General features: G+C 14.0%; 20 protein-coding genes and 4 tRNA genes. 18 read left to right on the top strand and 6 right to left on the bottom strand.

What is annotated here, in order from left to right:
* Window positions 1-46 precede the first annotated feature (46 nt).
* Window positions 47-2,119, bottom strand: coding sequence for a transglycosylase domain-containing protein (locus JRY34_RS00835; RefSeq protein WP_208967037.1), 2,073 nt, complete (start codon window positions 2,117-2,119; stop codon window positions 47-49).
* A gap of 66 nt (window positions 2,120-2,185) precedes the next feature.
* Between JRY34_RS00835 and tyrS the strand changes: the two genes are divergently transcribed.
* The 7 genes from tyrS (at window position 2,186) to JRY34_RS00800 (ending at window position 6,698) form a co-directional block, all read left to right on the top strand.
* Window positions 2,186-3,472 carry a tyrosine--tRNA ligase gene (gene tyrS, locus JRY34_RS00830; protein ID WP_172597156.1) on the top strand — a complete coding sequence of 429 codons (1,287 nt, stop codon included), beginning with the start codon at window positions 2,186-2,188 and terminating at the stop codon, window positions 3,470-3,472.
* Window positions 3,451-3,765, top strand: a complete 315-nt coding sequence (locus JRY34_RS00825; protein ID WP_148708421.1) for a hypothetical protein — start codon at window positions 3,451-3,453, stop codon at window positions 3,763-3,765. Before tyrS ends, JRY34_RS00825 begins: the two co-directional genes overlap by 22 nt.
* Before the next feature lie 33 nt (window positions 3,766-3,798).
* Window positions 3,799-3,870: transfer RNA gene (locus JRY34_RS00820), tRNA-Arg, on the top strand.
* Between the two features lie 16 nt (window positions 3,871-3,886).
* The gene (gene aroQ / locus JRY34_RS00815; protein ID WP_148708420.1) at window positions 3,887-4,330 is read left to right on the top strand and encodes a type II 3-dehydroquinate dehydratase; all 444 of its coding nucleotides are present in this window, start codon (window positions 3,887-3,889) and stop codon (window positions 4,328-4,330) included.
* A 37-nt stretch (window positions 4,331-4,367) separates the two neighbouring features.
* Window positions 4,368-5,414, top strand: coding sequence for a rod shape-determining protein (locus JRY34_RS00810; protein WP_232513738.1), 1,047 nt, complete (start codon window positions 4,368-4,370; stop codon window positions 5,412-5,414).
* A gap of 19 nt (window positions 5,415-5,433) precedes the next feature.
* Window positions 5,434-6,258: a rod shape-determining protein MreC gene (gene mreC / locus JRY34_RS00805; RefSeq protein WP_208967036.1), complete on the top strand. Its 825-nt coding sequence runs from the start codon at window positions 5,434-5,436 to the stop codon at window positions 6,256-6,258.
* On the top strand, window positions 6,258-6,698 hold the full coding sequence (locus JRY34_RS00800; protein WP_208967035.1) for a hypothetical protein: 441 nt from the start codon (window positions 6,258-6,260) through the stop codon (window positions 6,696-6,698). Before mreC ends, JRY34_RS00800 begins: the two co-directional genes overlap by 1 nt.
* Window positions 6,699-6,702: 4 nt before the next feature.
* On the opposite strand, the gene ssb is transcribed toward JRY34_RS00800, so the two are convergent.
* Window positions 6,703-7,221, bottom strand: coding sequence for a single-stranded DNA-binding protein (gene ssb / locus JRY34_RS00795; RefSeq protein ID WP_208967034.1), 519 nt, complete (start codon window positions 7,219-7,221; stop codon window positions 6,703-6,705).
* A gap of 102 nt (window positions 7,222-7,323) precedes the next feature.
* On the opposite strand from ssb, the gene JRY34_RS00790 reads away from it, so the two are divergent.
* Window positions 7,324-9,828, top strand: coding sequence for a DNA gyrase subunit A (locus JRY34_RS00790; RefSeq protein ID WP_208967033.1), 2,505 nt, complete (start codon window positions 7,324-7,326; stop codon window positions 9,826-9,828).
* A gap of 61 nt (window positions 9,829-9,889) precedes the next feature.
* On the opposite strand, the gene glnS is transcribed toward JRY34_RS00790, so the two are convergent.
* The gene (gene glnS, locus JRY34_RS00785) at window positions 9,890-11,509 is read right to left on the bottom strand and encodes a glutamine--tRNA ligase (RefSeq protein WP_208967032.1); all 1,620 of its coding nucleotides are present in this window, start codon (window positions 11,507-11,509) and stop codon (window positions 9,890-9,892) included.
* A 45-nt stretch (window positions 11,510-11,554) separates the two neighbouring features.
* Between glnS and JRY34_RS00780 the strand changes: the two genes are divergently transcribed.
* From JRY34_RS00780 to JRY34_RS00770, 3 genes are all read left to right on the top strand, one after another.
* Window positions 11,555-11,628 (top strand) — tRNA-Met (locus tag JRY34_RS00780).
* A 2-nt stretch (window positions 11,629-11,630) separates the two neighbouring features.
* A tRNA-Leu gene (locus JRY34_RS00775) sits at window positions 11,631-11,704 on the top strand.
* 3 nt (window positions 11,705-11,707) lie between these two features.
* Window positions 11,708-11,781, top strand: a tRNA-Gln gene (locus JRY34_RS00770).
* 7 nt (window positions 11,782-11,788) lie between these two features.
* Here the strand turns inward: JRY34_RS00770 and map are convergent.
* Window positions 11,789-12,544, bottom strand: a complete 756-nt coding sequence (map, locus tag JRY34_RS00765) for a type I methionyl aminopeptidase (protein ID WP_233455699.1) — start codon at window positions 12,542-12,544, stop codon at window positions 11,789-11,791.
* A 70-nt stretch (window positions 12,545-12,614) separates the two neighbouring features.
* On the opposite strand from map, the gene rpsB reads away from it, so the two are divergent.
* From rpsB to JRY34_RS00730, 7 genes are all read left to right on the top strand, one after another.
* The gene (gene rpsB, locus JRY34_RS00760; protein ID WP_208967030.1) at window positions 12,615-13,298 is read left to right on the top strand and encodes a 30S ribosomal protein S2; all 684 of its coding nucleotides are present in this window, start codon (window positions 12,615-12,617) and stop codon (window positions 13,296-13,298) included.
* On the top strand, window positions 13,291-14,025 hold the full coding sequence (locus JRY34_RS00755; RefSeq protein WP_208967029.1) for a hypothetical protein: 735 nt from the start codon (window positions 13,291-13,293) through the stop codon (window positions 14,023-14,025). The genes rpsB and JRY34_RS00755 overlap by 8 nt, the downstream gene beginning before the upstream one ends.
* 6 nt (window positions 14,026-14,031) lie before the next feature.
* Window positions 14,032-14,589 (top strand): ribosome recycling factor, encoded by a 558-nt coding sequence (locus tag JRY34_RS00750; RefSeq protein ID WP_208967028.1) that lies wholly within the window; start codon window positions 14,032-14,034, stop codon window positions 14,587-14,589.
* 24 nt (window positions 14,590-14,613) lie between these two features.
* Window positions 14,614-15,339, top strand: coding sequence for a polyprenyl diphosphate synthase (gene uppS / locus JRY34_RS00745; RefSeq protein ID WP_148708410.1), 726 nt, complete (start codon window positions 14,614-14,616; stop codon window positions 15,337-15,339).
* Between the two features lie 128 nt (window positions 15,340-15,467).
* Complete coding sequence (gene dnaE, locus JRY34_RS00740; RefSeq protein WP_208967027.1) at window positions 15,468-18,260, top strand: DNA polymerase III subunit alpha; 2,793 nt, start codon at window positions 15,468-15,470, stop codon at window positions 18,258-18,260.
* Window positions 18,257-18,469: a cold-shock protein gene (locus JRY34_RS00735; RefSeq protein WP_148708408.1), complete on the top strand. Its 213-nt coding sequence runs from the start codon at window positions 18,257-18,259 to the stop codon at window positions 18,467-18,469. Before dnaE ends, JRY34_RS00735 begins: the two co-directional genes overlap by 4 nt.
* Window positions 18,469-19,095 carry a hypothetical protein gene (locus JRY34_RS00730; RefSeq protein WP_208967026.1) on the top strand — a complete coding sequence of 209 codons (627 nt, stop codon included), beginning with the start codon at window positions 18,469-18,471 and terminating at the stop codon, window positions 19,093-19,095. Before JRY34_RS00735 ends, JRY34_RS00730 begins: the two co-directional genes overlap by 1 nt.
* On the opposite strand, the gene JRY34_RS00725 is transcribed toward JRY34_RS00730, so the two are convergent.
* Window positions 19,076-20,398: a GTPase gene (locus JRY34_RS00725; protein ID WP_208967025.1), complete on the bottom strand. Its 1,323-nt coding sequence runs from the start codon at window positions 20,396-20,398 to the stop codon at window positions 19,076-19,078. The two genes, JRY34_RS00730 and JRY34_RS00725, sit on opposite strands and share 20 nt — an antisense overlap.
* On the bottom strand, window positions 20,398-20,994 hold the full coding sequence (locus JRY34_RS00720) for a hypothetical protein (RefSeq protein WP_148708405.1): 597 nt from the start codon (window positions 20,992-20,994) through the stop codon (window positions 20,398-20,400). The genes JRY34_RS00725 and JRY34_RS00720 overlap by 1 nt, the downstream gene beginning before the upstream one ends.
* Between the last annotated feature and the right edge of the window lies 1 nt (window position 20,995).

The raw sequence follows: 20,995 nt of genomic DNA, 5'->3' as shown, positions 1-20,995 counted from the left end.
ATTATTAATAAATATTATATATTTATTTTTTAAAACTAAAAGTATTTTATAATATATTTTTTAAATTATATTTATAATTATTTAAATATTCAAAGTATATATTTATTGGTTTAAAATTAAAATTTTTAATATTATTATAATTTCCTATCCATATAATACAAATATCTTCACCATCTATACCTATAAACCAATTATTAATATAATTTTTAGTAGTACCTGTTTTACTAAATATATTTAAAAAGTTAAATTTATTTAATTTTACTGCTGTACCTAATTCTGTAACTTTTTTCATATTATATAATGTTAATAAACAAGATCTATTAGAAATTATTTTTTTAAATATATTATATTTATTACTATATATTATATTATTATTATTATCAATAATATATTTTATTGAACCAATTTTTATCAAATTTCCATTATTATATATAGTTTGATATATTTGAGATAATTCAATTATAGATAAATCTAAAGAACCTATAAAAATAGAATCATTATTTAATTTAAGTATATTTTTATCTTCTAAAAAATAATATATTTTTTTTAAAACATTTTTTAATCCTATATAATAACCTATATTAATATAAGGTATATTTAAAGAATTTATAAGAGAATCTAATAAAGTAACATTATTACTATAAAATTCATTATGATTTTTAGGAATCCATTTATTATTATTATCTTCTATATATAATTTGCTATTTGGTATATTAGTATCTAACCTAAAATTAAAAGGTACATCTAATATTATGGAATTTAATATAGGTTTAATTAATGAACCTATATGTTTTTTTTTATAAATTTTATTTATATTATTAATAATATTAAAATTTAAAGAATAAAATAAGTTTATTAATTTTCCTCTTTTATTTACCATTATACTTAAAAAATCAAAATTTTTATAATTATTCTTTTTATTAAAAATATTTATAGATTTTTTAAAAGAATTATATTTTAATATATCTATATTACTAAATATTTCATAATTATTATTAAAATTAAAATCATATTTTATATCTTTTATTTCTTTATACACTTTACTTGTATAACACCAATATTTATTTTTTATTTTATTATTTAAATTAATTTTTATTTTTTTATTAACTAATTGATAATATAATTTTTCATTTATAAGATCATTATTTTTTAATTTTAATAAAATCATATTTCTTCTATTTAGTGATAAATTATAATTTCTTATTGGATTATAATTTAAACCTTTTAACATACTTACAAGAATTATTAATTCATTTATATTCAATTCATAAATATATTTATTATAATAATATAAACTTGCTAAATAAAAACCATTTATTTTTATATTACCTGATTGACCTAAAAATACTTTATTTAGATATAATTCTATTATTCTATTTTTATTAATATTTTTTTCTATACAAAATGATATAAAAATTTCTTTTAATTTTCTTATAATATTTTTTTTATTATTTAAAAATATATTTCTTGATAATTGTTGAGTAATAGTACTTGCTCCTTGCATAAATTTTAATTTATAAATATTTTGTAATAATGCTCTTATAATAGATTTAAAATTTATACCATAATGATTATAAAAATTTTTATCTTCTATTAAAATAAGTATATCTAGTAATATTCTAGGAAAGATATTTATATTAAAAATAAAATTACAATAATTTATATTACTTTTTTTATCATAATTAATTAAATTTATTATAATAGGATTTATTAAGATTTTATTTATTTTTTTATTTTTACATATATTTATAATTTTATATAATTTATTATTTTTAAATTTTATTTTTATAATAAGATTTTTATCTATTTTTTTTATATAATTAAAATATCTATGATAAAAAATTAAATTATTTTTATTTATTATTAAATCTCCTGGTTTTAATATAAATTTAGATAAATTATAATTATGATTTAATAATATATCAATTATTTTATTTTTATAAAAATTTTTTTTCTTAGAAATTTTGAATATTTTACTATATAATAAAAAATTATTATTTTTATTTTGTAAATAATTTGATATATAAGAATTTAAATTTTTTATATATAAATTAAATATTATATAAAAAGTTATAAATATAAATAATAATTTAAATATAACATTTTTATGAAAGTGCATAACTTAATAAAAGTCTTATATAATTTTTATAATACAGTATATTACAATAATATAAAAAATACATATATGATATTAAACAAAAATTTTATAGATGATTTATATAATAGAAAATTAATATATAAAATATCTAATGAAAAAGAATTAAAAGAATATATAAATAATAAAAATTTAAATATATATTGTGGTTATGATTTAACATATGACAGTCTACATATAGGACATTTATTATCATTAACGTTATTAAAAAGATTATATAATTATGGTAATAAAATATTTATTTTAATAGGAGATTCAACTTCTTTAATAGGAGATCCAAGTTTTAAAAATAAAAATAGAAAAATAATATTTAAAGATGAAATAAATAAATTCAAAAAAAAAATAATAGATCAAATAAAAAAATTTTCATATATAAATAAATTTGAAGTAAATATTATTAATAATTCAGAATGGTTTAATAAAATAAATATAATAAATTTTATATATTATATAGGTAATTTATTTTCAATAAAAAAAATTATAAATAATAAATTCATAAAAAAAAGATTAGAAAATAATAATAATATATCATTTAAAGAATTTTCATATGTACTGTTACAAAGCTATGATTTTTTAAAAATGTATAAACAAAATAATGTAAAATTGCAAATAGGAGGTTCAGATCAATTTTCTAATATAAATTTTGGAATAAATTTAATATACAAATTATATAATAAAAAAGTATTTGGATTAACTTTTCCTATATTAACAGATAAAAAAGGATTTAAATTAGGAAAATCTAATATAAATAAGAAAAAAATAATATGGTTAGATAAAGAAAAAACTACTCCTTATGAATTATATCAATATATATTAAATATAGAAGATAATAAAATATTTGATTTATTCAAAATGCTAACTTTTTATGATTTAAATTATATATACGAATTAGAAAAAAATAAAAATATTGATAATATTATAAAATGTAAAAAAATATTAGCTAATCATTTAGTAAAAATAATATATGAAAAAAATATAAATAAAAATTTTTCTCTAAATAAAAGTTATAATAAAAATAATAATATTATAAATATAAGTAAAAAAAAAATAAATTATTTAATAAATATAGGTATAAATAAAATATATTTAAAATTAGGAATAAATTTAATAGATACATTATTAAAACTTGATGTAATAAAATCTAAAAGTAAGGCAAAAAACATTATAATATCAGGCGGAATAAAAATTAACGGTAATAAAATATTTGATTTCAAATATAAATTTACAAAAAATGATTTATTATATGATAAATATACAATAATAATAAAAGGTAAAAAAAAATACTATATAATAATATGGAAAAATACAATAATTTAAATAATAAAAATATAATAGAATATATAATAAGAAAAAAAAGTGGTAAAATAAATAATTATAATTACAGAAAAAATAAATATATACCAGCAATAATATACTCAAAAAATATTAATCTTAAAATAAATATAAAAAATAAATTTCATGAAAATATAAAAAAAATATATAATAATAATTTAAAAAAAATATATCTTATTGATAAAAAAAATAAAAAAAAAATTATAGTTTATATAAAAGAAATTCAAATAAATCCTATAAAAAATAACATAATACATATTGATTTTATTAAATATTAATAATATCTTATATATATAAAAAAAATATATTTTGCACTCTTAGCTCAATGGAAGAGCAGCGACCTTCTAAGTCGCAGGTTACAGGTTCAAATCCTGTAGGGTGTAAATTTAAAAAAATAAAATGAAAAATATATTAATAATAAATGGACCTAATTTAAATTTATTAGGTACTAGAGAAGTAGAAAAATATGGTAAATTAACATTAAAAGAATTAATAAATAAATTAAAAAATAAATCAAAAGAATTAAATATTAATCTTTATCATATACAATCTAATTCAGAATCAAAAATAATTAAGTATATACATAGTTCTAAAAAAAATAAAATTGAATTTATATTAATAAATGGAGCTTCTTTAACTCATACCAGTATATCTATAAGAGATGCCATACTAGCTGTTTCAATTCCTATTATAGAAATACATATATCTAATATATATTCTAGAGAACAATTTAGAAGATTTTCTTATTTATCAGATATAGCTTTAGGAATTATATGTGGTTTTGGTATAGATGGATATTTATATGCTTTAGAATATGTTTCAAAATATAAAAAAAATGTATAATATAAATGATATAAATATAATAAATAAAATATATAGAATATTTAAAAAAACTATTAATATATTCTCTAATGATATATCAATAGATTTAGGAACTGCAAATACTTTAATTTATGTAAAAGGTAAAGGAATAGTATTGAATGAACCATCAGTCGTTTCTATAAGACAAGATAAATCTGGATTTCCCAAAAATATAGCAGCAGTAGGATTTGCTGCGAAAAAAATGTTAGGAAGAACTCCTAATAATATATCAGCAATAAGACCTATGAAAGATGGTGTAATAGCTGATTTTTTTGTAACAGAAAAAATGTTACAGTTTTTTATTAAAAAAGTACATAATAATAATTTTATAAAATCTAGCCCAAGAGTATTAGTATGTGTTCCAGTAGGAGCTACTCAAGTAGAAAGAAGAGCTATAAGAGAATCTGCTCAAGGAGCTGGAGCTAAAGATGTTTTTTTAATAGAAGAACCAATGGCAGCAGCGATAGGAGCTGGTTTACCAGTTTCAGAAGCAGTAGGATCTATGATAGTTGATATAGGAGGAGGAACTACTGAAGTTGCTATAATATCATTAAATGGAATAGTATATTCATCTTCAATAAGAGTAGGTGGAAATAAATTTGATGAACACATAATAAATTATGTAAAAAAAAAATATTGTTCTTTAATAGGTGAATCTACTGCTGAAAAAATAAAAAATGAAATAGGAATAGCTTATAAAAGCGATAATAATAACAAAACATATGAAATAAAAGGAAGAAATTTAGCAGAAGGTATACCAAAATCAATATTATTAAATTCGCATGAAATATTAGAATCATTAAAAGAACCATTATCTGATATAGTTCTTTCTATAATGACAGCTTTAGAAAAATGTCCTCCAGAATTATCATCTGATATAGCAGAAAATGGAATAATTTTAACAGGAGGAGGGGCTTTATTAAATAATATAGATTTATTAATTTATAAATCTACAGGAATACCTGTAAAAATAGCTGAAGATCCATTAACATGTGTTGCTAAAGGAGGAGGTAAAGCTCTAGAAATGTTTGATATATATGATCATACACTATTTAGTGAAGATTAATTTTTTTTTATAAAATATTATGATAAATAGAAATATTTTTTATAAAGAAAAAAATTATAAACTATATATAATATTAATATTTTTATTATCTTTAACAATATTTATAATAGATAATAAATCTAATGAAATTAATTTTTTAAGAAATATATATATAAATATAATATCTAATAAAATAAGAAAATATTTTAATTATATAGAAAATATATATAATTATAATATATGCAATTATAATAATAATAGAAAATTAATAAAAGAAAATAATATATTAAAAAAAGAAATAATAAAATATAGAGCAATAAACAATAAAAATATTTTTTTTGAAATAGAAAATAAAAATTTAAGAAAAATACTTAATATGGATATTATAAAAAAATATGATTTTATAATATCTAAAGTAATATATTATGATAATAATTATACTTTTATAGTTATAAATAAAGGAAAAAAAGATAATTTATATATAGGACAACCTGTAATAGATGAAAATGGAATAATAGGTCAAATAACAAAAATAAATGATAATAATAGTATTATTTCTACAATACTAAATAATAAAAATCCAATAATATCAAAAATAGCAAGAAATAATATACAATTGATATTATATAAACATCCATACTATAATAATATGTTATATATAAAAAAAAAATTTTTATTATATCATGATAAAAATAACATAAAAGAAAATGATTTACTAATATCAACAGGATTAGACAAAAAATACCCAGAAGGTTATCCTATAGGAAAAATATATAAAATATTTAAAAAAAATAAAGAACTTAATATACTAATAAAACCAATGTCAAATTTTAATAATTTAAATTACTTAATAATATTAAAATAATGATTATATTAATAATAATACAATATATAATAAATTATTTTTTAAAAAATATTTTTTTTAAAAATATAAATTTATTATTAATAAGTAATTTTATAAAATATAATGATTTAAATTTAAATAATTTTGTTATAATAAATAAAAATTTAATAGCTAGTATATTATATGATTTACTTTCGGATTATCCATTAGGATTTTCTATGTTAAAACTTATACTAATATACTATTTATATAATATATATAAGTATAAGTTTTTAATTTTTAATAATTATAATTTTTCAAATTTATTAAATTTTAACATATTAAATATATTAGATATAGTTTTAAATTTTTTAATAAAAAAAATATCAAAAAATAATAAAATAAATTATAATAATAATATTTTATTAAATTTATTATTAAATAACATAATTATTATAATTAATTGCATTATATCAAATTAATAATTTAAAATTGTATATCATCATCTTCAAAATCATCACTTATATCATCTGAAATATCATTTTCTTCATTACTATTATTTTCATTTTTATTTTTTAAACTATTTTCTGATTTTTCAAATTCATTAACATTTATTTTTTTATTATTTGCATTATAATTAGAATTTTTATTAAAATTTTTACTACTTAATATTTTTAATGTTCCTCTAGCACTAACTACAACTTCTGTTATATATTTATTATTATCATTTTGATCTTTCCATTTTCTTGTTTGTAATTGTCCTTCTATATAAATTTGAGAACCTTTTTTTAAATATTCTCCAGATATTTCTGCTAGTTTACCAAAAAAAACTATTCTATGCCATTCAGTTTTTTCTTTAAAATCACCAGTTTGTTTATCTTTCCATTTATCTGAAGTAGCTAAATTAACAGTTGTTATAGCATTACCATTTGATGTATATCTAACTTCAGGATCTTGTCCAATATTACCAATTAATATAACTTTATTTATTCCTTTACTTGCCATATTTTTTTTTTATTTAATTTATATAATTATTTTAATAAAAATATAATATATTATTTATTGTAATTAGTAAATTTAAATATTAATAAATATTAATAAAAAAAAATGAATATAAAAGATACTACAAATAATAAAAATTTTATAGAAAATGAATTAAAAGATTTATATATAAAATATTCTATATCAGTTATTACAAATAGAGCTATACCTGATTCTAAAGATGGTTTAAAACCTGTACATAGACGTATATTATATTCTATGTATAAATTAAATAATTATTATAATAAACCTTTTAAAAAATCTGCAAGAATAGTTGGTGATGTTATAGGTAAATATCATCCTCATGGAGATATTGCTGTATACAATTCTATAATCAAAATGGTACAAAAATTTACATCAAGATATCCTTTAATAGATGGCCAAGGTAATTTTGGATCAATAGATGGAGATCCAGCTGCAGCTATGAGATATACAGAAATAAAAATGTCTAAAATATGTCATGAATTATTTAGTGATTTAAATGATAATATAATAGAATTTGAAAAAAATTATGATGGAACAGAAAATATACCAAAAATATTACCAAGCAAAATACCTAATTTATTAATAAATGGTACATATGGTATAGCTGTAGGAATAATAACAAATATACCTCCTCATAATATAAATGAAGTTATAGATGGATGTATAGAATTAATTAAAAATCCAAATATATCAATAGAAGATTTAAATAAAATAATAATAGCTCCAGATTTTCCGACATCAGGAATTATAATAAATAAAAATGATAATATATTAAATATATATAAAAATGGATATGGTAAATTTGTAATAAAATCAAAAGTAAAAATAACTAATAATTCAATTATTGTATATGAGATACCATATCAAGTTAATAAATTAAAATTAATAGAATCAATAGTAAAATTAATAAAAAATAAATATATAAATGGAATATCTAATATATATGACGAATCAGATAAAAACGGATTAAGAATAATAATAGAAATAAAGAAAAATTATATTCCATATAATATTCTAAATGAATTATTCGAAAAAACTAAATTGAAAATTAATTATAGTATAAATATGATTGCGTTATATAATAATAAACCAAAAAGATTTAACTTAAAAGAATTAATAGAATCTTTTATAAATTATAGAAAATATATAATTAAAAAAAAAATTTATAATATATTCAAAAATAATTTAAAAAGAATGAATATAATTGAAGGAATAATAATAGCAATATATAATATAAATAATTTAATAAATATAATAATAAATTCTAAAAAATATAAAGATTTAATAAAAAATATTAATAATTTAAATATAAAAATAATAAATAATTATAAAAATATAAATAATGAATTATTAATAAATAATATTAAAAACAAAAATAATAATAATTCTTTTAGATTTAATAAAGAACAAATTAAATCTATACTAAATCTAAAAATTAGTAAATTAATGAATATAGAATATAATAAAATTATACAAGAATATGAATATATAAATAATATTAATAATAAATATAAACTAATATTAAATGACAAAAATGAATTAAATAATTATATAATAGAAGAATTATTAAAAATAAAAAAAGAATATTTTGATAATAGAATAACTAAAGTTATTTATAATGATGAAAATAATATAAAAAATATTAACAATAAAAACAATAATAAAATAATGAATAAAAATTTTTTTATAATATTAACAGATAATGGATATATAAAATATAAACAGATTGATGAATATAAAATACAAAATAGAAAATGCAAAGGTAAATTAATAACAAAAATATTTAATAATGATAAAATCAATAAAATTTGTTTAACAGATATAAGTAGTATATTATTAATATTTACAAATTTAGGTAAAATTTATTCATATAAAACAGAAAATATCATAAAACTTTGTAATGAAAATAAAAATATAAATAATATAATTTCTATATTAAAAAATGAAAATATAAATTATATATTAAGTATACATAATAATGAATTTGATAAATCAGTAATAATTTGTACAAAATTAGGTTTTATAAAAAAAATAAAATTAACTCTTTTTAAAAAAATAAGATCTAATGGAATATTAATTATGAAATTAAATAATAATGATGAAATAGTTAATGTTAATGTATTTGATGATGATGATAATGATAAAGATATAATAATATTTACAAAAAATGGTAAATCTTTAAGATTTAATAAAAATATAATAAAATATACAACAAGAAATAGCTATGGTATAAAAAGTATTAGATTATCAAATTTTGATATAGTTATATCTATATTATTAATAAAAACAAATGATTATATATTTAATATAACTGAAAAAGGTTTTGGAAAAATAACACATGAAAAAGAATATATAAAAAAATCAAGATTAACAAAAGGTATAAAATCTATTAAATTATCTGATAAAATTGGAAAATTAAAAAATACTTTAAGTTTAAACAATAATGATAATATATTAATATTTACTAATTTAGGTTATTTATTAAAAATAAATTCTAATTCAATTAATAAAACTAAAAGAAATACCAAAGGAGTTTTAATAATAAAATTAAATAAAGAAGAAAATATAATATATATACATAAATAAAAAATAATATTTTATATACTATTAATTTAATAAAAAAAAATAAATTAATAGTATAATAAAACTAAATGAATTTATTATTTTTAATTTCTACAATTAAATATAACAATATATTTTTTTTTAACTTTATATTAAAAAAACCTATTCTCTCTAGTTGATATATTTTATTATTTAAAATGTTTTTGTTATTTTCTATGTAAACATATATATTGTATATAGAATTATTATTTAATTTATTAATATAATTTTTAACATTATTTATATTTTTATAAGTAAATAAATTTTTATAAATATAAACTTTAGCTTTTTTTATATTTTTATGAGATAACCAATGTATAATACAATCTACTTTTTTATTTAATAAAAATATTTTATTTAATGTATTTTTATAATATTTACAAAAAAAAACAATTTTATTATTATTATTAATATAAAAATTTATTGGTTTTATGATATAAGAATATTTTAATTTTATTATACTATTAATTATAGTATTATTTTTTATATCATAAAAATATTTTATAAAATCTATATAATCTATATATATATACTTAGTAAATATAAAAACTCTATATCCATATTTATCATAATATGGATTATTAGGAATATTAATATATTCTTCAGAATTCAAATTTTTTATTATTATTAATACAGGATTAAATATAGATATTAATCTTAAACTATCCTTTTCTATAGAATTTCTTATATTTTTAGTAAATATACTAAATTTATAAATACTTTCATTTTTATTTATATCTATATTTTTAAATATATTAATAATTGAATTTTTATCAAATCCTCTTTTTCTAATACTAAATATAGTTAATAGTCTTTTGTCTTTTTCATTACTTATTAAATTATTATTTATTAAATTATTAATTTTTCTTTTAGATAATATATTATATTCTATATTAAATCTAGAAAACTCATATTGCATTGGTATATATTCTTTATTAATATTTATATTATTTAATATCCATTTATATATAATATTATTTTCTACAAATTCTAATGTACATAAAGAATGAGTTATTTTTTCTAAATAATCACATATACAATGAGAAAAATCATATGTTGGATATATAATCCAATCATAATTTGTTCTAAAATGCTTTTCAAATTTTACTCTGTATATAATAGGATCTCTTAATATAATAAATTTTGATTTCATATTCATTTTTAATCTTAAACATATTTTATTTTCATTAAAGAATCCATTTTTCATTTTATTAAACAAATACAAATTTTCTTCTATATCTCTATTTCTATATGGACTATTAATACCTAAATTATAAAAATTTCCTCTATATTTTCTTATATTTTTTTTATCAAGAGAATCAATATAAGCTAATTTATTTTTAATTAAATATATAGCAAAATTATATATATTTTTAAAATAATCAGATGAATATTTTAAACAATCAAATTTAATATTTAACCATTTTAAATCTTTTATTATACAATCAACATATCTTTTTTTAGAAGTACACGGATTAGTATCATCTATTCTTAAATTAAAAATTCCATTATATTTTTTAGAAATAAAATAATTTAAAAAAATTGATTTTATATGTCCTATATGTAAATAACCATTAGGTTCAGGAGAAAATCTAGTTTTTATTTTTAAATGTTTTTTTTTTTTTAAGTCTTCATTTATTATTTTAAATATAAAATTATTTTTCATTTTTATTTTGAATTTATATTAATTTATTGATATAATTAATTATATAGCTATGTAGTTCAGTTGGTTAGAACACAGTATTCATAATGCTGAAGTCACAGGTTCAATTCCTGTCATAGCTAATGCGGGAATGGCGAAATTGGTATACGCGCTAGACTTAGAATCTAGTATTTGTGAGTTCGAATCTCTCTTCCCGTAAATTAGGGTATAGCCAAGAGGTTTAAGGCAACGGGTTTTGATCCCGTCATTCTCAGGTTCGAATCCTGATACCCTATTTTAAAATTATATATTAGTTAAAATTTCATAATTATTTTTAGTTATTAATATTGTATTTTCATATTGTGCTGATAATCCTTTATCTATTGTTTTAACAGTCCATCCATTTTTCATTACTCTTATATATCTACTTTTAGAATTTATTATAGGTTCTATTGTAATAATCATTCCTGGTTTTAATATTTCATTGTTATTATTATAACAATGTTGTATAAAAGGTTCTTCATGCAATTTTCTTCCTATTCCATGACCACAATATTCTCTTACAACATAGAATCCATTATTATTAACATATTTTTGTATTAAATTACCTATTTCTTTTATTTTTAATCCAGGTTTTAATATTTTTATTGATAATTCTAAACTTTTTTTTGCTATATAACATATTTTTTTAGATAAATAATTACTTTCTTTTCCTACAATAAATGTTTTAGAAGCATCACCATAAAATCCATTTTTTAATACTGATATATCTATATTTATTATATCTCCATTATTTAATATTTCATTATAAGATGGTATTCCATGACATACTGTATCATTTACTGAAGTACAAATTGATTTTGGAAAACCTTTATAATTTAATGGAGCTGGATAAGATTTTTTTTTTTTTATAATATAATTATTACATATCTCATCTATGTACCCTGTACTTATATTAGGTTTTATATAATTTTTTATCATATTTATAGTTTCAGATACTATTAAACATGAATTTTTTACTTTATTTATTTCTTTATTAGAATATATTTTTATCATTATATTTTACAATATACTTAAATTTATTATAATAAACTGATATAATCATTATAATTCATATTAAAAAAAAATTATGTCAAATATTAATAATTTACTAAAAGCTAAAGTTCACATAGGTCATAAAACTAAATTTTATAATCCAAGTATGAAAAATTTCATATATTGTAAATATAATAATATGCATATCATAAATATAGATAAAACTTTAAAATGTATAAATAAATCTAAAAGTGTTATAAATAATATAATAGATAATAATGAAAAAATATTATTTATAGGAACAAAAAAACAAGTAAGAAGTTCTATTAGAAAAATTGCTTTTGAATTAAATCAATATTTTATTATTAATAAATGGATAGGAGGAATGATTACTAATTGGGATATAGTAAAAAAATCTATAGATAAATTAAAAAAAATGTATATAGAAATAAAAAATAATATTAATAATGAATATTATACCAAAAAAGAAATATTAAATAGAAAAAATAATTTTAAAAAACTAAAAAAAAATCTATTTGGAATAGTAAGAATGAATGAATTACCAAAAGCAATATTTGTAATAGATTCTAATAAAGAAAGTACTGCTATAAAAGAAGCTAAAAAAAAAAATATAATAACCTTTGCAATTACAGATACAAACTCTAATATAAAAAATATAGATTATGTAATACCTGCAAATGATGATTCTATAAAATCTATAAATATATGTTTAGATTTAATATTTAAAAAACAAATAAACATTAAAAGAAATGAATAAAAATTATATAGAATTAATAAAAAATATAAGATTAAAATATGGATTTTCTATTTCTGAATGTATTAATTTTATAAAAAAAAAAAAAAATAAAACATTATTTAAAAATATAAATAATATAAATATAAAAAATTATAAAAATAAAGTTATCTCAGGTTCATCAAATGATAAAAAATATGGATTTATTATTAAAATATATAGTAAAACAGATTTTACATTAAAAAATGAAATAATTTTAAAATTTATAAATAAATTAAAAAAGTATATATTAAAAAATAAAATTATTAATATTAATAATGATTTTAAAATAAAAAAATATATTTTATATTTATCAAAAATATTTAAAGAAAATATATTTTTAAATGATTTTTATTATTTATTTGGAGAATATATTTATGAATATAATCATATTAATAAATATGCAACTATAATATCATGCAATATATTAGATAAAAATAAAATAGAAATAATTAAAAAAATATCAATTCAAATAATTTCAAATAATATTAAATATTTAGATTATAATAATATACCTAAAAGTATAATAGAAAATAAAAAAAAAGTATTAAAAAAAATAATAAAAAATAATAAAATTATTAAAAAAAAAATATTATTATTTATATATAAAAAATCATTATATAATCAAAAATATATTTTTGATGAAAATATAAGAATAATAGAATTATTAGAAAAAAACAAAATTATAATATATAACTTTAAAAAAATATAATAAATTATGTATAATAATATATATGAAGATTTAGAAATTAAATTAAAAAATTTAATAAATAATTTTCAAGAACAAATAGATAATATATATATAAACAAAATTCCATTAAAATTATTTTATAATATAAAATTAAAAGATAATAATAAAGATATAGATATAAAAGATATTTCTAATTTTTCTTTAAAAAATAATAAAGAACTAATAATAAAATTTAATAATTCAAAATATATAAAAGAAATTAATAAGATAATATTAAATATGAAGTTAGATTTTAACATAAAAATAGATAATAATTGTATTATATTAAATTTACCATTAAATACAAAAGAAAGAAAAAATAAAATATTAAGATACATAAAAAATGAATTAGAAAATAAAAAAATAATAGTAAGAAATATTAGAAATTTATTTAATAATAAAAATAAGAATATGTTAAAAAATAAAAATATAAGTAAAAATGAATACAATTATAATTTTAATAAAATAAATAAAATTACAAATAACAATATTATTGTATTAGAAAAAATTTTTAAATTAAAAGAACTAGAAGTAAATAAAATATAAAAACAAAATATATTTTTTTATTATATGAAATTTAATATAAATAAAATACCTAATCATGTGGCTATTATAATGGATGGCAATGGTAGATGGGCTAATAAAAAAGGTAAACCTAGAACTTTTGGACATAAAAAAGGTACAGAATCCATAAATAAAATTATAGATATATCAATTTATTATAATTTAAAAATGTTAACTTTATATGTCATGAGTATAGAAAATATTAATAAAAGACCTAAAGAAGAAATAAATTATATAATGAATATATTTTTAAATAAACTAAAATATGAAATAAATAATTTAAATAAAAAAAATATAAAAATTAACATAATAGGTAATAGAAAATTATTAAATAAAAAATTAATATTTTATATTAAAGAAACAGAAAACATAACTAAAAATAATAATAAATTAATACTTAATATAGCAATAAATTATAGTGGAAAATGGGATTTAATACAAGCTTTTAATAAAATTAATTATAAATTAAAAACAGGTAAATTAAAAATTAATTATATATCAGAATCTCTTATAAATAAATATATTTCTATAAATAATAAATATTTTTCTAATGTAGATCTATTAATAAGAACTGGAGGAGAAAAAAGAGTAAGTAATTTTTTATTATGGAATATAGCATATTCAGAATTATATTTTACTGATGTATTATGGCCAGATTTTGGAGAAAAAGAATTTATAGAATCATTAATTTCATATTCAAAAAGAAATAGAAAATTTGGTAATATAAAATAAAACTTTTAAATAAAAATATTATAAATAACTAAAATAAATATCAAAAAATTATTTTTATTTATTCTAAAAAAAAATAATTTATTTTTCTTAATAAAACTAAATATAAACAATATTTATATTAATATTTAATGAATAATAAAAAAATAAATGATTTTGTTCATTTAAAAGTACATACTGAATATTCAATAATAGATAGCTTAATAAAAATAGATGAATTAGTAAATAAGGCAAAAGAATTTAATATGAAATCTTTAGCAATAACAGATTTTAATAATTTATATGGATTAATTAAATTTTATGATAAATGTTGTAAAAATAATATTAAACCAATAATAGGTTGTGATTTATTAATATTAAATAATAAAAAAAATGATTTTTATTTAATAACATTACTAGCAAAAAATATAATTGGTTATAAAAATATAATAAAATTAATTTCAATAGCTAACTTAAATAAAAAAAAAAATAAATATCCTTTTATAGAAAATGAAATATTAAAAAAATTTAATAAAGAAATAATAATTATATTAGATTATAAAAACAATTTTATATATAAATCTATTATTAATAATGAAATTTATAATATTGATGAAAATATAATTTTTTATAATAAATTTTTTAAAGATAATATTTATTTAGAAATTAATAAAATTAATAATAATAAAAATAACAATAATTTAATAAATAAATATATAGATATTTCAATAAAATATGATCTGCCATTAGTTTCTACTAATAATGTAAGATTTATTAATAAAGAAGATTACGAATATCATCAGATAAAAGTATCAATATATAATAATAATTCTTCTAATTGTTATAAAAATAATAGTATATATTATGAAAATCAATATTTTAAAAATATATATGAAATGAACTTTTTATTTAATAATATTAAGGAATCAATAATAAATGGTTTAGAAATATCTAAAAAATGTAATTTAATATTAAATTTTAAAAACAAATTATTACCAAATAAAATATATAAAAATTGTAAAAATTTAAAAAATCATGAATTATTAATAAGATATAGTAGAATTAATTTAATTAAAAAATTAAAAAATAAAATATATAAAAATAAATTAGAAAAAATAAAAGAATATAAAATATATTTTAATAGATTAAAAGAAGAACTAAAAATAATAAATGAAAAAAAATTTTCTTCATATTTTTTAATAGTTTATGAATTTATAGATTGGGCAAATAATAATAATATACCTGTAGGACCTGGTAGAGGTTCTGGTGCAGGATCATTAGTATCATACGTTTTAAATATAACTAAAATAGATCCAATAAAATTTAATTTATTATTTGAAAGGTTTTTAAATTTAGAAAGAACAATTATGCCTGATTTAGATATAGATTTTTGTATGGAAAAAAGAGATTTAGTAATCAAACATATAATAAAAAAATATGGACATGAAAATGTTTCTAAAATAATAACTTTTAATACACTTACCGCAAGATCAGTTATAAAAGATGTTGGAAAAGTTTTAGGATATACTTATGGATTTATAAATAAAATTTCTAAAATTATACCTTTTGGTCCAAATATATTATTAAAAGATTTAATAAATAATAAAAATTGTGAAATATATAATTTATATAAAAATAATAAAGATATAAAAAATTTAATAGATATATCTAAAAAAATAGAAGGAACTATAAAAAATGTTAGTAAACATTCAGGAGGAATAATTATATCATCAATAAAAATAAATGATATAATTCCTATAGATTATGATTTAGATAATAAAAGTAGTATTACTAATTTTGATAAAAATGATATCGAAAAAATAGGTTTAGTTAAATTTGATTTTTTAGGTTTAAAAACTTTAACAATAATAGATAATACAATAAAAGAAATAAATAAAAAATATAATAACAATTTTGATATATATAATATAAATTTAAATGATAAAAAAAGTTTTAATTTATTATTAAAATGTAAAACTAATTCAGTATTTCAATTAGAATCTTATGGTATAAAAAAATTAATAAAAAAAATTAAACCAAATAAATTTAAAGATATTATTGATATAATAGCATTATTTAGACCAGGACCATTAAATTCAGGTATGGTAAAAAATTATATTAATAGAAAAAATGGTATAGAAAAAATATATTATCCTGAAAAAAATATGGAACATTTGTTATTAAAAGATATTTTATTTTCAACATATGGTATAATATTATACCAAGAACAAATAATACAAATAGCGAATAAATTTTCAGATTATTCTCCTCATGAAGCAGATATTTTTAGAATATCTATAAGTAAAAAAAGAATTAAGGAGATGAATAAACAAAAAAATAAATTTATAAATGGAGCTATTAAAAAAAATAAAATAAATTTTAATTTAGCAAATAAAATTTTTGAAATAATAGAAAAATTTGCTGGATATGGATTTAATAAATCACATTCAACAGCATATGCTTTAATAGCATATCAAACTTTATGGTTAAAATCTAACTATACTATAGAATATATGTGTTCTGTAATAAATTATGATTTATATAACAATAAAGAAAAAATAAATGAAACAATAAAAGAATGTATAAATTTAGGAATAAAATTTATAAAACCAAATATAAATAAAAGTCATTATAATTTTTATCCTATAAATAAAAATACTATAATATGTGGTTTAGGATATATAAAAGGATTAGGAAAATCAAATATAAATGAAATATTAAAAATAAGAAATAAATCTATATTTTTAAATTTATTAAATATGTATATAAGATTACATAAAAGTAAAAAAATAAATAAAAAAACTTTTGAAAATATCATAAACGGAGGAGCCTGTGATATTTTTTATAAGAATAGAAATAAAATGATATATTTAATTAATAAATATATTATTGAATATAAAAATTATAATTTTAATCAATTAAATATTTTTAGAGGTAAAAAATGAAAACTAAAGGAATAGTAAAATGGTTTAATAAAAGCAAAGGATTTGGATTTATAACAGTAAACGAAAATAATGAAGAAAAGGATATATTTGTACATTTTTCATCAATAAATTGCAATGGATTTAAAACATTAATAGAAGGACAAAATGTAGAATTTGAAATATTAGAAACAGATAAAGGATTATCTGCAAAAAATGTAGAAATATTATAATGAATAATGTTATATGTATAAATTTATCATATGAAAATTTTTTAATATTATTTAAAAATAATGATGTAAAAATATTAAATAAAAATAATTGTAATTTTAAATTAGAAAATATTTTATATTTAATAAATTTTATACTGTTAAAAAATAATATAAAATTAAATGATATAAATTCAATTATATGTATAACTGGACCAGGAAAATTTATTGGTACTAGAATAGGAATATTATTATCTATAGGATTATCTATAGATAAAAATATACCAATTATAACTATATCTATAGTAGAAATTTCAAACTATATATTAAAATATATTTACAATAAAAATATAAATAACTTATTTTATATAATAAAATTAAGTAATAATCTTTTTTATTTTAAAGGTAAAAAAAATATATATTATATATATAATTTTAAAAAAATATTAAATATTATAAATATATTAAATAACTTTAAAAATAAGTTAATAATTATTATATATAAATCTAAAAAAATATTAAAATTTATAAAAAAAAAATATTTATATATAAAAAACATAAATATTAATATAATATATAATATATATATAAATAAAATATATAAAAATAAAATAAATTATTTTAAAAGTTTTAATATATTTTATAAATAATTTTTAATATATATCCCTTTTCTATCTTTTTATTTATATTATTTATTATAAATCTCTTAAAATTTTCATTAATATTAATATTATTATTTATAATAATATTTAAAATGTTATTATTAATATAAATATTATTGATTTTAAAATTTATTTTTTTTTTATTATTTTTATTATAAATAATAATTAAATCCAATATTATTTTTTTTAATATATTTATATTATTATTATTATAAATTTTTTTTATATTTAAAGATTTTATATAAAAAAAAAGTTTATTTATACCAATATTATTCATAGCAGAAATAAATAAAATATTTATTTTATTTTTTACAAATTTTAATTTATTTAATATATTACTTCTTACAATATTAATTTCATTTTTGTTTTTTAATAAATCAATTTTATTTATAATTAATATTAAAGGTATGTAAATATTATTATTAATAAATAAATTTATCATATTTAAATCATTATTATTTAAATCATAATATGATGATATATATAACATAATATTGTGATTATATATATTTTTTAATATATTCTTAAATAAATATTTATTTTTATATTTATCTTTATAAATTATTCCATATGTATCAGTAACTATAATATTTTTATTTATATTTTCAGAACTTATTATATTAAGAGTTGTATTTTCTATATCAGAAACTAACATTCTTTTATTATTAATTAAAGAATTTAACAATGTAGATTTACCAGAATTAGTTTTACCAATTATTATTATTTTTTTTTTATTATTATTAGATGTTATAATAAATTTTTTAATTTTATTTAAATAATTACTATTATTTATTTCTTTTTTATTATTTAGTTTATTATTTATACTATAAATTAAATCATTTATACCAATATTTTTTTTTATAGAAATAAAAAAAAAATCATATTTTAAATTATATAACTTTTTTTTATTAATATTATATTTATAATTTTTATTTAAATCTATTTTATTTATTAATAAAAATATATTTTTTTTGTTATTTATAAGTAAATTACTTATTTTTTTATTAAAATTAGAATATATATTATTTACATCAACTATAAATAAAATTAAATCAGAATTATTTATTAATGTACTTATATTATTAAAAATTTCTAAATTTAATTTATTTTTAAAATTAAAATCAAAATTTGAAGTATCTGTAATTATCATATTTTTATTAAAAAAACAGTAATTAAATATTAAATCATTACTTTTAAAATTATTATAATTATTAATATTTTTAATTGATAATTTATAAAATAAAGAAGATTTACCTACATTATTATAACCAATTATAGAAATTAAATTCATTATTCATTAAATAAATTTAAAATATTAATTTTAGATAATAAAATATTATTAATATATAAATTATCATAATTATAATTTAATAATAATAATTTTAAAATATTTTTAGATGTATTAATATTTCCTAATATTAAATTAATATTAATTTTATATAACATTTTTATTATATACCAATAATTATTTAAAATTTTTATTTTTTTTAAATTTATAAAAGCTTCATTATATTTATTTAATAATATTTGTAAACGTATTAAATTTATTAATATAATATTTTTATATTCTATAAAATTATTTTCATAATATTCAATTTTATTTAAGATAAAATTATAATTTTTTTCAGCTTCTATAAATTTATTAATTTTTATATATTTTATAGATAAATTTATTTCTTTATCTATAAAATTTTTAAACATAAAATTCAAATAAAAATTAATAATTTTTTCTTTAATAAAATTAATAGAATTAAAAATATAATTATTAATTTTTTTAATTAAATTACTTATTTTATCATTATTTTTAATTTTAAATATTATTATCAATATTATTATTATAAATAATATTATTATTTTAAAATTAGATTTTGTTATTATATTTTTCATT

The organism is Candidatus Nardonella dryophthoridicola (assembly GCF_017656055.1).
GTDB lineage: Bacteria > Pseudomonadota > Gammaproteobacteria > Enterobacterales > Enterobacteriaceae > Nardonella > Nardonella dryophthoridicola.
This window is presented reverse-complemented; position numbering and strand designations above follow the sequence as displayed.